This window comes from Bacillus sp. BF2-3, from assembly GCF_008368795.1.
GTDB classification, from domain to species: Bacteria; Bacillota; Bacilli; order Bacillales; family Bacillaceae_G; genus Bacillus_A; species Bacillus_A cereus.
The window spans coordinates 36691-49379 of record NZ_QOSA01000044.1 but is presented as its reverse complement, the minus strand read 5'-3'; the positions used below and the strand labels follow the sequence as shown (position 1 = coordinate 49379).

Sequence of the window (12689 nt, the reverse complement as noted above, 5' to 3'; positions counted from 1 at the left end):
AGAAAGAGGCGTGTACATATGAGACGATTAGGTATTTCTATTTATCCAGAACATTCAACAGTAGAGAAAGATAAGGAGTATTTAACATTAGCAAGTAAATATGGGTTTACACGTGTGTTCACATGTTTATTATCTGTGGATGGAGAAAAAGAGAAAATTATTGAAGAATTTAAAGAAACGATCTCACATGCGAATGCATTAGGGTTCCAAGTATTAGTGGATATTAGTCCATCTGTTTTTGAACAATTAGGTATTTCGTATAATGATTTATCATTCTTCCATGAATTGGGTGCGTACGGTATTCGTTTAGATGTTGGTTTTTCAGGATTAGAAGAATCAATTATGACTTATAATCCGTATGGTTTGAAAATTGAGATTAATATGAGCAATGGTACGAAGTATGTAGATAACATTATGAGTCATAGACCAAATCGTGAAAATTTAATTGGTTGTCATAATTTTTATCCGCATCGTTATTCAGGGTTATCATACGATCATTTCATTAAATGCTCGAAACAATTTAAAGATTACGGTATGAGAACGGCTGCTTTTATTTCATCATTTGATGCAACATATGGACCTTGGCCAGTAACAGAAGGGTTATGTACATTAGAGCAGCATCGTGAATTACCGATGACAACACAGGCGAAACATTTATTCGCGACGGAATTAATTGATGATGTTATTATTGCAAACGCATATGCGTCAGAAGAAGAATTACAAGCACTAGGTGCATTAAATAAAGAGAAACAAACATTTGATATAGAAATATATGATACAACGACAGAACTAGAAAGAATTATCGTATTAAACGAACCACATTTTTATCGCGGAGATGTATCTGAATATATGATTCGTTCTACACAAAGTCGTGTGAAATATAAAAAAGAAGAGTTTAAACCTCATAATACGCGTGAAATTAAGCGTGGGGATTTATTAATTGATAATGAACAATATGGTCAGTATAAAGGCGAATTACAAATTGCATTAAAAGATATGGTGAATACAGGAAAAACAAATGTAGTTGGTCGAATTGTAGAAGAAGAGATTTTCTTACTAGACTATTTACAAGCATGGGATAAATTCGGATTTACATTAAAGAAATAGAGAGAATATAAAGGGGAAAAACTACTGATTTCAGCAGCTTTTCCCCCTTTATATATAAAGAGCGAGAGGAAGAGCTATGACAAAGGTGCATCAGCGATTAATTTCCATTTTAGAGGAATTTTTAGAAGAGAAATCGATGTTAAATCGAGCTTTTTTAGCGGGCCGTTTACATGTATCGACGAAGACGATTCAAAAGGATATAAAATTATTAAATGATATATTGGAAGAAAATGGAGCGAAAATCGAATCGCAAAGAGGGACTGGGTACGAATTAGAAATTATACAAAAGAAGAAATTTGAAGACTTTTGTGTGAGTCTATTTCAAAAACAGACGGAAAAGATCCCAACTTCTTATGAAGAAAGAATAGCGTACATTCTGCAGCGTGTTTTAATGACAGAGGGATATGTGAAGCTTTCAGAATTAGCGGAAGAGATGTATGTGAGCAAATCAACGGTCAATTTAATTATGAAAGATGTTACAGATATATGTGGTCGCTATAAATTACAAATTGAGAAGAGACCGTATTATGGTATACGTATTGTTGGAGAGGAATTTAATATTCGTTCTTGTTTATCACAATATGGTTTACCGCGTTATGACCATACTCCGTTTCATGAGCAATTTGAGCAGACGGAGACATATTTATCGCTACCGCATATATCACTCATTCGTTCAATTATATTAAAGTATATTGAAGGCGGAACAATATATTTATCTGATATAGAAATTGATAATTTAGTCATTCATATTGCAATCGCATTAAAGCGTTGTCAAAGTCAACATTATATGAAAGGACTGCATGCGGAGCAATCAGAACTTATAATAAAGAAAGAATATACAATTGCGAAGCAGATTTTAGGAGATTTAGAGAAAGCGTTAAAATTTTCATTTCCAGAAGAAGAAGTATTATATGTGACGATGCATTTATTAAGTACTGCTGTTACAACGAGAAATCGCTATGAAAATATAGAAGAGCTATTAGGGAAAGATATATATGCATTTATGCAACATATTCTTTTTAAAGTAGCGGAAGAACGGAATCTTATTTTTTATTATGATGAAGAATTATTATTTGGATTTGGTATTCATTTAAAAACGTTATTAAATCGTTTGAAGTATAAGTTAAATACGAGAAATCCTCTTTTGGCAGAAGTGAAAAAGAATTATCCGTATGCTTTTGAAATTGCGGTTCTCGTTGGAGATATCATTGGTGAATATACGGGTGAATCGATCCCTGAAAGTGAAATTGGTTATATTGCAATTCACTTCGGTGGAGCTATGAGCCGTTTGCAGGAGCAAAATCAAAAGAAAAGATGCTTATTAGTTTGTGCGACTGGTCAAGGAAGTGCCCAACTATTAAAATATAAAATTTTATCACAGTTCCGAGATAAATTAGAGATTGTAGGTATTACAGGCTATTATCAATTGAAAGTAGAAGATCTTTATAAAGAAAAAATAGAGTGTATTATTAGTACGATTCATATACCGAGTGGCTTGCCTGTTCCAGTTATAAAAGTGAATTCAATATTTGATGATAAAGAGATTAAATCGATTGGTCAGCGGTTGTTTACGCATGTGAATACTAGTGTGCAGCCTTATATTAAGGAAGATTTAATCTTTTTAAATTATAGTGCTTCTACGAAAGAGGATGTTATTCAGTTTTTATGTGAGAAAGCTGCTGAGAAACGCTATGTACCAGAAAACTTTTATGCTTCTGTTATGGAAAGAGAAAATACGTCTCCGACAGCGGTTGGGAATTCAGTTGCAATCCCGCATCCGATGCAGTTATTAAGTGAGGAAACTTTTTTGATGTTTTGCACACTTGAAAAGGCTGTTGATTGGGGAGATAAAAAAGTACAAGTAATTATTTTATTTAGTGTAAAGCGCAATAATAATGAAGATTTGCAAAGGCTTTATGATTTTTTATATGATATTATGTCTAGTCAAACTACGATAGAGAAACTTACTCAGACCGAGGTAATTGAAGATTTTCAAGAGATTTTATTATCATTTTGAAAAAGTATATAAAAACTTCCGTTACATAACGGAAGTTTTTTATGTTTAATTGTATGCGTTTTCATAATAAGATGGAAATATAGAAAACATATAGCTTGGGGGAATTTAAAATGGCTGATATGCAAACTCCATTTGCGTTAATTTTACATGGTGGCAATGCGAGAAGTGCGGCGCTTGAAGCAATTGCTTTTGCAAGACAAGGAGATTTCGGGAATGCCGGTGAAAAGATGAAACTTGCTAGTGAGGAAATTTCAGCAGCGCATCGTATTCAAACGGATTTAATTCAAGAAGAGGCAAGAGGAAATCATGCAGAAATTAGTTTACTGTTGGTGCACGCACAAGATCATTTAATGAATGCAATTACAGTGAAAGAACTGGCTGAAGAATTTATTGCTCTTCATAAACGAGTAGAAGAGAAAGTGACCGTATAAGATGTACATTTTATTATGTTGTGCAGCAGGTATGTCAACGAGTATGGTCGTAAGAAAAATGCAAGAAGAGGCAAAGAAACAGGGGAAGAATTATAAAATTAAGGCAGTTGATTCAGAACTAGTGAAGCTTGAAATTAAGGAAGCCGATGTCGTTTTAATTGGCCCACAGGTGAAATATTTATTTCCAGCTGTAGAGTTTCTTGCAAATTCATACAATATACCAGTTGCGATTATAGACCAACGAGATTATGGCATGTGTGATGGTTTGAAGGTGCTTAAGCAAGCAGAACAATTAGCTTTAGCATAATTATATCTTTTTAAATATAAACATTATAATGTTATAAAGTTTATTTCGTTCTTTTATAGTAGAGAGAAAGAGGAGGGCTATTGATGAATGGGTTTATGAGTTTTATGGAACAAAAGATTATGCCAACAACGCAAAAGATTGCAGGACAACGACATTTATTAGCAATTCGAAACGGGGTTATTTCTACATTACCGTTAACGATCGTCGGATCATTTTTTGTTATCTTTTTAAATTTACCAATTGATGCATATATGGAATGGATCGCACCGTTTCGCCATATTTTAGATATTCCATTCCGATTTACAGTAGGACTAATGGCGTTATACGCAGCGTTTGGTGTAGGGGCTTCGCTCGCGAACTTTTATCAGCTCAATCAGTTAAGTGCAGGGTTATTATCTGTACTCGCCTTTTTACTAGCATCAGTTGAACCAATTCAAATTACGAAAGCTGTACCAGGTGTTATTGATGCAGGGAGATATATTTCAGTAGGAACATTAAGTGCAACGTCTTTATTCGGCGCAATTGTTACAGCATTAATTGCAGTAGAAATTTATCATTTTATGATTAAGCATAATATCTCGATTAAATTACCAGATAGTGTACCACCAGCAGTTTCAAATTCGTTTGCAGCATTAATTCCAACATTAGCAGTTATTCTTTTATTCTGGGGCATTCGCTACGGTTTGAAATTTGATGTGAATACAACGATCACATATTTAATCGCACCATTAAAATCAGTATTAGTAGGAAATAATTTATTCGGTGGTTTATTAACAGTATTCTTAATCGTGTTTTTCTGGTCATTCGGTATACATGGACCAGCGATTTTAGGACCAATTATTCGTCCGATGTGGGATTCAGCAATTCTTGAAAATATGGAAGTATTCACGGCTACAGGAAATGCACATCAGTTACCAAACTTATTTACAGAGCAATTTATTCAATGGTTCGTATGGATTGGCGGATCAGGCTCAACGTTAGCTTTAGTAATTATGTTTATGTTCTCTAAATCTAAGTTCCTAAAAGAGTTAGGTAGATTATCATTCGTACCAGGTTTATTCAATATTAACGAACCAATTATTTTTGGGGCACCGATTGTAATGAACCCAATTCTAATTATTCCGTTCGTTATTACACCGTTAGTGACAACGACAGTATCATATTTTGCAGTTGTTTCAGGTATGATTCCACTTATGATGGCGAAACTGCCATTTACGATGTTAGCACCAATTGCAGCGGTAATTAGTACGGACTGGACAATTATGGCTGGTGTACTGGTACTTGTTAACTTTGTCATCTCATTCGTTATTTACTATCCATTCTTCAAAATGTATGAGAAACAACAATTAGCAGGAGAGGAGAAAACAGAATGCTCGGAGCAATTATCATCTTAATTACATTCGTGGTCGGACAGTGTATTGCCCATTATTCGAAATGGGTACAAAGTAAATCTTTATTAGTGTTACTACTAGTATCAGTTTTATTTATCGGTTGTTCAATGGGTGCATATGTAATGTTAGGATTGCAATCACCGTACGTAATTATTGTACCGACAATTTTATGTGCAACGTGTTTATCTGCAAAATATAGATTTACGAGCATGGCATTAATACAACGTGTGAAGGAGATGCAAAAGCATGGAGCGTAAATTAGGAATTTCACTTTATCCAGAACATTCAACGAAAGAAAAAGATATGGCTTATATTTCCGCAGCGGCACGACACGGTTTCTCAAGAATATTTACTTGTTTGTTATCTGTGAATCGTCCGAAAGAAGAAATTGTAGCTGAATTTAAAGAGATTATCAATCACGCAAAAGATAACAATATGGAAGTTATTTTAGATGTAGCTCCAGCTGTGTTTGATCAGCTTGGTATTAGTTATAGCGATCTATCATTTTTCGCAGAATTAGGCGCAGACGGTATTCGTTTAGATGTAGGTTTTGACGGATTAACGGAAGCGAAAATGACGAATAATCCGTACGGTTTAAAAATTGAGTTAAATGTAAGTAACGATATTGCGTACTTAGAAAATATTCTTTCGCATCAAGCGAATAAATCAGCTTTAATTGGTTGCCATAATTTTTATCCGCAAAAATTCACTGGTCTTCCATACGATTATTTCATTCACTGTAGTGAACGCTTTAAAAAGCATGGTATTCGCAGTGCAGCCTTTATTACATCACATGTCGCAAACATCGGTCCATGGGATATTAACGATGGATTATGTACATTAGAAGAGCATCGTAATTTACCAATTGAAGTACAAGCGAAGCATTTATGGGCAACAGGGTTAATTGATGATGTGATTATCGGAAATGCTTATGCGAGTGAGGAAGAGTTAGAGAAACTAGGAAACTTAAATCGCTACATGTTACAGCTAAAAGTGCACTTTGTAGACGAAGCGACTGAAGTAGAGAAGAGAGCTACGCTGCAAGAATTACACGTAAGGCGCGGCGACATAACAGAGTATATGGTACGTTCTACAGAAGTACGTAAAAAGTACAAAGATTATGACTTCCCAGTGCGTGAAAGTGTGCTGCAGGAAAGAGGGCAAGTTGTAATTGGAAACAATTCATTTGGTAAGTATAAAGGTGAACTGCAAATCATTCTGAAAGAAATGCCGATAGATGAACGGAAAAATATTGTCGGTACAATTGCAGAAGAGGAGTTATTCTTACTAGATTATGTAGGAGCTTGGACGCAGTTTACTTGTGTGGAATAGGGAAGATAGGGGGCGTTCCAAATTTTGGACCGCCTTTTTAATATTAAAGTACTTTTAACGTCAAAATTTGTCGGTAAATCGATATCTCTTGTCGAATCGTTGATATATTATAAGTTACGATAGATATATTCGAAAAATCGTTGATATATTGTAGGTTACGATAGATATATTTGAAAAATCGTTGATATAATTTCATTTACTATGTCATTTTTCAGTAGTTTAATAGAGTAAAAAAAGAGCCAGTCTCATCGTTGAGACTGGCTCTTTTTTTACTAACTAGTTTAATACTTTAACTGTAACTGTTTTACGTCCCCAGCTACTTGATGAACCTTTATCTGGCATTAAAACGTCGATTTTATTACCTTTAATAGCTCCACCAGTATCACCAGCGATTGCTACTCCGTAACCTTCAACCCATACTTTTGAACCTAATGGAATGACACTTGGATCAACTGCAATTAGTTTCATGTTTGGATTAGCTGTTAAGTTGTGGCCTAAAGCTGATTTTACTTGGTCGCCTGCTTTATAACCATTTTCAAGTGGATCTGCTGTGTAAGCTGTTGCTACAACACGTAACTCACGAGAAGATGATGGTGCACTTGTTTCAGTTTCTTTTGCAACAGGTTGTTGTGTAGCTGGTTTTTGAGCTTTAGCCGCTTCTTGAGCCTTAGCCGCTTCACGAGCTTCAGCTGCTTCTTGAGCCTTAGCTGCTTCACGAGCTTCAGCTGCCTCTTGAGCTTTAGCTGCTTCACGAGCTTTAGCTGCTTCTTGAGCCTTAGCCGCTGCTTGAGCTTCAGCATCTGCTTGAGCTTTAGCTGCTTCACGAGCTTTAGCTGCCTCTTGAGCTTTAACTTCTGCTTGAGCTTCAGCATCTGCCTGAGCTTTAGCTGCTTCTTGAGCCTTAGCTGCTTCACGAGCTTTAGCCGCTTCTTGAGCTTTAACTTCTGCTTGAGCTTCAGCTGCTTCGCGAGCTTTAGTTGCTTCCACTGCTTTAGCTTTTGCTTGAGTTTCAGCTACTTCCTGAGCTTTAGCTGCTTCACGAACTTTAGCTGTATCTTGAACTGTAGTCGTTTTTTCAACTTTAGCTACTGGTTGAACTTTAACTGGTGCTTTACCTGTTAAGTAAGGAACATGAACATAAGCTGTTTTTCCGTTATATTCAAATTGAATCCAATCATTTTGTACTTGGTGTGTTGTTTCAATTACATCATCTTTTTTCAACTTACCAAGAATCTCTGAGTCTGTGTTTGCCCCAGCACGTACGTTTAATACGTTTGCTGTTACGTAGTAAGTGTCTTTTGTATAGTCAGCGCTTATGAAAGCTTCTTTACCGCTATTCAATTGAACTTTTGACCAACCATTTTCTGTATGTAAAACATTTACTTTATATCCATCTAATAATTTTCCTACAACTTTTGATTCAGTAGTTGGGTTTTCTCGTACGTTTAGTACGTCAGTCGATACGATTGTTTCTGCTTTAGCAGATGTTGTGAAAATCCCAAGACCAAAAACCGCTGCTGTTGCTATACCCATAAATTTTTTCATAATAGCCTCCATTGCATTTGTTTTCGTTGACCTCATTATAGCAACCATTATTTTCTTATTTGCGAAAAACATAAAATTACAAAGCTTTCGTAACGGGGCATTAATATTCTGTAACAATTCCATAAATATCCTGATAGCGCTTCCTTGTTGTTTTTTGGCGTATTAGGGCATATGAAACACAAAATGAGTAGTATTTCAATTACTGTAACGTTAATAGTGTTACAGTAATATTTCTTGATGATATCTATAGCGTTACAAAAATAGCTTATTTTACTGTTTGAATGGAAATTTAGTTATGAAACGATAATCTTTTTAGGCGTGAAAATATATAAATGAGGTGAAATTTAATAAAATATCGATATAATTGTTACAAAATCAGTCGAAGTATGGAAAAAATTACGCCTTGATTTTCGTCTGTTACATAGTATTTTTGCAATAATAGAATTAGATAATAGCCTTAGTACCTATAAATAATGAAGAGTATTAGAATGGTAGTTGTAACGTGAAACATATATAATAGAAGAAACTCAATTTAGTAGATAAATAAAAAACGCAGGAGTGTAAACTCCTACGTTTTTGTTTATTCATATCGTAAACATTCAATTGGATCCAGTTTGGCAGCTTTGTTAGCTGGTAGTAAACCGAATAGTATACCGATTAACATAGATAGGGCAACGGAGATAAGTCCTAGTTTTAGTGAAACGACAAGTGGCCATCCTGCAAACATTGCGACAATCCATGCGAAGAAGATTCCAAGCATAAATCCGACAAAACCACCAAGTGCTGTTAAAATACAAGCTTCGATTAAGAATTGCATTAATACTTTACCACGTGTTGCACCTAATGCTTTACGGATACCAATTTCACGTGTACGCTCTGTTACAGATACTAGCATAATGTTCATTACACCAATACCACCTACAAGTAAGGAAATAGCAGCAATACCACCGAATACACTTTTTAATATACCTGTGAAGCTATCAATTTCTTTTAAGAATTCTTGTGGATCTGGTACTTCAAATTTACCTGAATGCTCTGGTTTTTTTGCTTCATTTAATGATTTTACAACTGCTTCTTGAACAGTTTCCTTATCTTGACCAGGAGCAATTTTTACCGTTACAGAATCGTAGTTGTTTTTCCCGAATAGTACAGGCCAGTTTTCTGCTGAAATGACACCTTCTTTAAATGTCATGCCACCCATCATTGCTTTTATTGAATATACGCCAACTACTTTGTATGGTGTACCTTTTATATCTACATATAAGTTTGGTTCCCATGAAGAATATAATTTATCAAAAGCATCTGTATTTAATACAATTGTGTGTTCAGGTCTGTCTAAATCAGCTGCTGTTAAAAATCTGCCGTGCTCAAGTTTGAATTTAGATGTATCTTCAAAATAATCACCTTTTGCACCGGTAATATCAAGATCTAATTCTTTTTTTCCTGCATATACTTTTTCTTTTCCTTTTACATCTGGATAAACTTCTTGCACACCAGAAATTTTGGATATACTTTCATACATGCTTGAGGAAATTTTGCCGTCCATATCTGAGTAATCTTCTGTCTTATAATTTACAGAAAACTGATCTTTTTTTTCATTCCCGATTTGTTCGCGGAACTTTGCGTTTGTTCCATCCCCAATCGAGATAATAGTAATGATGGCACTAACCCCAATAATAATACCTAACATCGTTAAGATAGAACGCATTTTATGAGCAAAGATAGAGGAAAGGGCCATGCGTATATTTTCACTCGTATTCAAAATTAACCTCTCCAATCTTGGACGATATTTCCGTCACGAATTACAATTTGACGTGCTGCAGCTTCCCCGATTTCACGGTCATGGGTAATCATAATGATTGTTGAGCCTTGTTTATTTAATTCGTAAAAGAGGTCCATAATTTGTGTACTTGTTTTCGTATCAAGTGCTCCCGTCGGTTCATCGGCTAAAATGAATTTCGGGTTATTTACGATTGCGCGGGCAACGGCGACACGTTGCTTTTGACCACCGGATAATTCGTTCGGTAAGTGAGTAGCGCGATCAGCTAAACCGACTTTTGTTAAAGCGGCTAATGAGCGCTCGCGTCTTTCTTTTTTATCGACTCCAGCGTAAATAAGAGGTAGTTCTACATTTTGAAGCGCTGTAAGTCTCGGTAATAACATGAAGTTTTGGAATACGAATCCGATCTCTTTATTACGTACGTGTGCAAGTTCTGTTTCAGTCATGTTTGAAATATTTTGACCGGCTAGTTCGTACGTACCTGTCGTCGGTTTATCTAAGCAACCGATAATGTTCATTAGTGTTGATTTACCAGAACCAGAAGGTCCCATAATTGAAGTGAATTCTCCTTGGTTCAGTGTTACGTCAATTCCGTGTAATATTTGAACGGACTCTGCACCATTTTGGAAGGATTTCGTGATGCCTTTTAAGTTAATCACTGGGCGACAACCTCCATACCATCTTTTAAGTCTTTTTCAGGTTTAGAGATAATTTCCTCTCCTTTTTTCACTCCAGAAACTTTTGCTTCGCTATCAGTCTCGAATTCAACAGTAACTGCTTGTTCTTTCGCCTTACCGTCTTTTACAACGAAGACAACATTTTTGTCACCTTTTTTCACGATACTGCTTTTCGGAACAATTGTACCAGTTGCTTCGCCAGATTTACTTGTTACGTAAACGTGGAAGCCGTTTTGTAATTCGTCACTATTATCTAATGTGACAGCGAATTGATAGTTAGAAACAGTTTTATTTTCATCCATGCTCTTTAATGGTGTAGAACCGATTTCTGTTACTTTTCCTGTCCAAGTCTTACCAGCGACAGTTTTTGATGAAACAGTTACTTCTTGCCCAACTTTCATACTAGCAAGCTCATATTCAGAAATTTGACCTTTTACTTTAAATTGACCAGCGTGACGAAGAGTAATTCCGCTCATACCTGTTTTTTCGTCAGCAGTTTTTACGATATCATCAATTACGCCATCAGCAGGACTTGTTACAGAAAGATTGTTTACTTTCTCTTTTGCTGCTTTAATCATTTCATCAGCTTTTTCAACTTCAAACTTTTTCATTTCAATTTGTGATTCTAATTGCCCAACTTCGGCTTCTGATGCTTTTAATGCTTCAGCAGGAAGGCCTGCATTTTTATCTTTTTGTAATTTTTGTTTCGCTACATCAATTTGTTTTTGGAGCAACGTTACTTCTTTTTGTGCGATTTTCTTTTGCATTTCTGCTTCTGTTACACCTTGTTTCGCAGTCGGATCATTGTATTTAAATAGAAGCTGACCTTTTTTCACTTCATCGCCTTTTTTCACAGCTAATTCATATGTTCCTTTTGTTGGATCGAATGAAATAGTTTCAATTCCATTTGGAATAACTTCGCCACCAAATTTTTGCGCGTTTTGGATTTGTTTTTCGGTTACTTTATATCCGCTATATGCCATTGCTACATCTGAACCGCCACCAGCAAATGCAAAGTATGATCCAGCTGCAATTCCGATTGCTACTACACTAGTAATTAACACTTTATTTTTCTTCTTCATCTATTTATCACCTTTTCGTTCGTTTTAGTATCTACATTAAGTATAGAAGAGGTAAAGAATCTGACAAATCGTTTTAGCTTACAATAACCTTACAGTTTTGTAAGGTATGAATATGTAAATGTAAGGTAGAGGTTGTCCTAGTGTAAGCAAATGAATTGACTCGTCGTTTCTTTCTTACAATAATATTGTATGGAGGAAAGGAGGAAGGAAGATGGAAGCTTATTTTAGCGCACACCCATTAAAACCATTTATTCCATACTCAAGGCAACATGCCCTTATATTATTTATTATGTTGGTGGGGATATTTTTTCTGTATCAATACCAAGATGTATTACGTCAAAGTGAGTGGAATATAACGGTTCGATATGCAATTGCATTTTTATTTATAGGTAGTGAAATTGGGCTTCATATGTGGGAGTGGAAAGCGGGGATTTTTGAGCTAGCTACTTCATTACCGTTTGAATTATGTACGATTAGTTTATTATTAGCGTCGATTATGATCGTAACGAAAAGTTACCGCATATATGAGATTGTATTTTTCACGGGAATTATTGGTGCATCACAAGCTATTTTAACGCCAAACTTGCAGTATGCTTTTCCGCATTTTCGTTTCATTGAATATTTTATCGCGCATATATTGCTCATTTGGGCACCACTCTTTATGACTTGGGTGGAAGGCTATAGACCGACCTTGCAATCTATTAAGCGTACGATGATATTTTTAAACATATTGATTCCGCTTGTTTCGTTTGTGAATTATAAAACAGGCGGTAATTATATGTTTTTAGCTCATAAGCCAGAAACAGCTTCATTACTCGATATGTTAGGACCGCATCCTTACTATATTATTTCATTAGAACTCGCAGTGCTTATTGGGTGTTTTATTTTGTATATGCCGTTTGCAAAAAGAGAAAGGCATGCGCATAAAGAATCACTAGGATCATAACCTAGTGATTTTTTATGTTTGAATATTTACAATTCAGAAAATTAAGAATAAAATTAGAGAGTAAAATATAAAGA

12 protein-coding genes are annotated in these 12689 nt (G+C 35.4%); 8 read left to right on the top strand and 4 right to left on the bottom strand.

The features are described 5' to 3' along the window. Positions 1–18 precede the first annotated feature (18 nt). The 7 genes from DN401_RS25405 to DN401_RS25375 all read left to right on the top strand — a co-directional run bounded on the left by DN401_RS25405 (position 19) and on the right by DN401_RS25375 (position 6585). The gene (locus DN401_RS25405) at positions 19–1107 is read left to right on the top strand and encodes a DUF871 domain-containing protein (RefSeq protein ID WP_001253349.1); all 1089 of its coding nucleotides are present in this window, start codon (positions 19–21) and stop codon (positions 1105–1107) included. Between the two features lie 76 nt (positions 1108–1183). Further along, positions 1184–3124: a BglG family transcription antiterminator gene (locus tag DN401_RS25400; protein WP_000169797.1), complete on the top strand. Its 1941-nt coding sequence runs from the start codon at positions 1184–1186 to the stop codon at positions 3122–3124. A 110-nt stretch (positions 3125–3234) separates the two neighbouring features. After that, entirely contained in the window at positions 3235–3555 is a 321-nt protein-coding gene (locus DN401_RS25395; protein ID WP_000774631.1) for a PTS lactose/cellobiose transporter subunit IIA, read from the top strand. A gap of 1 nt (position 3556) precedes the next feature. Continuing rightward, positions 3557–3862, top strand: a complete 306-nt coding sequence (locus tag DN401_RS25390; protein ID WP_000275641.1) for a PTS sugar transporter subunit IIB — start codon at positions 3557–3559, stop codon at positions 3860–3862. 83 nt (positions 3863–3945) lie between these two features. Further along, on the top strand, positions 3946–5256 hold the full coding sequence (locus tag DN401_RS25385; RefSeq protein ID WP_001013053.1) for a PTS sugar transporter subunit IIC: 1311 nt from the start codon (positions 3946–3948) through the stop codon (positions 5254–5256). Further along, the gene (locus DN401_RS25380; protein ID WP_000900048.1) at positions 5232–5510 is read left to right on the top strand and encodes a hypothetical protein; all 279 of its coding nucleotides are present in this window, start codon (positions 5232–5234) and stop codon (positions 5508–5510) included. The genes DN401_RS25385 and DN401_RS25380 overlap by 25 nt, the downstream gene beginning before the upstream one ends. Continuing rightward, positions 5500–6585: a DUF871 domain-containing protein gene (locus tag DN401_RS25375; protein WP_000440046.1), complete on the top strand. Its 1086-nt coding sequence runs from the start codon at positions 5500–5502 to the stop codon at positions 6583–6585. Before DN401_RS25380 ends, DN401_RS25375 begins: the two co-directional genes overlap by 11 nt. A 276-nt stretch (positions 6586–6861) precedes the next feature. On the opposite strand, the gene entC is transcribed toward DN401_RS25375, so the two are convergent. The 4 genes from entC to DN401_RS25355 form a co-directional block, all read right to left on the bottom strand. Continuing rightward, positions 6862–8253, bottom strand: coding sequence for a cell wall-binding protein EntC (entC, locus tag DN401_RS25370; RefSeq protein WP_000421950.1), 1392 nt, complete (start codon positions 8251–8253; stop codon positions 6862–6864). 457 nt (positions 8254–8710) lie between these two features. Next, on the bottom strand, positions 8711–9868 hold the full coding sequence (locus DN401_RS25365; protein WP_002197439.1) for an ABC transporter permease: 1158 nt from the start codon (positions 9866–9868) through the stop codon (positions 8711–8713). Positions 9869–9894: 26 nt separating this feature from the next. After that, a complete protein-coding gene (locus tag DN401_RS25360; RefSeq protein WP_000609104.1) occupies positions 9895–10569 on the bottom strand; it encodes an ABC transporter ATP-binding protein in 675 nt (224 codons plus the stop codon). Further along, entirely contained in the window at positions 10566–11669 is a 1104-nt protein-coding gene (locus DN401_RS25355; RefSeq protein WP_000728806.1) for an efflux RND transporter periplasmic adaptor subunit, read from the bottom strand. Before DN401_RS25355 ends, DN401_RS25360 begins: the two co-directional genes overlap by 4 nt. 211 nt (positions 11670–11880) lie before the next feature. Between DN401_RS25355 and DN401_RS25350 the strand changes: the two genes are divergently transcribed. Continuing rightward, on the top strand, positions 11881–12615 hold the full coding sequence (locus DN401_RS25350) for a YwaF family protein (protein WP_000388699.1): 735 nt from the start codon (positions 11881–11883) through the stop codon (positions 12613–12615). Positions 12616–12689 lie beyond the last annotated feature (74 nt).

What these genes read in the sequence shown, in the direction of transcription:
- DN401_RS25405 (WP_001253349.1), top strand. Translation starts at nt 19, where the DNA reads ATGAGACGATTAGGTATTTCTATTTATCCAGAACATTCAACAGTAGAG.
- DN401_RS25400 (WP_000169797.1), top strand. Translation starts at nt 1,184, where the DNA reads ATGACAAAGGTGCATCAGCGATTAATTTCCATTTTAGAGGAATTTTTA.
- DN401_RS25395 (WP_000774631.1), top strand. Translation starts at nt 3,235, where the DNA reads ATGGCTGATATGCAAACTCCATTTGCGTTAATTTTACATGGTGGCAAT.
- DN401_RS25390 (WP_000275641.1), top strand. Translation starts at nt 3,557, where the DNA reads ATGTACATTTTATTATGTTGTGCAGCAGGTATGTCAACGAGTATGGTC.
- DN401_RS25385 (WP_001013053.1), top strand. Translation starts at nt 3,946, where the DNA reads ATGAATGGGTTTATGAGTTTTATGGAACAAAAGATTATGCCAACAACG.
- DN401_RS25380 (WP_000900048.1), top strand. Translation starts at nt 5,232, where the DNA reads ATGCTCGGAGCAATTATCATCTTAATTACATTCGTGGTCGGACAGTGT.
- DN401_RS25375 (WP_000440046.1), top strand. Translation starts at nt 5,500, where the DNA reads ATGGAGCGTAAATTAGGAATTTCACTTTATCCAGAACATTCAACGAAA.
- entC (WP_000421950.1), bottom strand. Translation starts at nt 8,253, where the DNA reads ATGGAATTGTTACAGAATATTAATGCCCCGTTACGAAAGCTTTGTAAT.
- DN401_RS25365 (WP_002197439.1), bottom strand. Translation starts at nt 9,868, where the DNA reads ATGGCCCTTTCCTCTATCTTTGCTCATAAAATGCGTTCTATCTTAACG.
- DN401_RS25355 (WP_000728806.1), bottom strand. Translation starts at nt 11,669, where the DNA reads ATGAAGAAGAAAAATAAAGTGTTAATTACTAGTGTAGTAGCAATCGGA.
- DN401_RS25350 (WP_000388699.1), top strand. Translation starts at nt 11,881, where the DNA reads ATGGAAGCTTATTTTAGCGCACACCCATTAAAACCATTTATTCCATAC.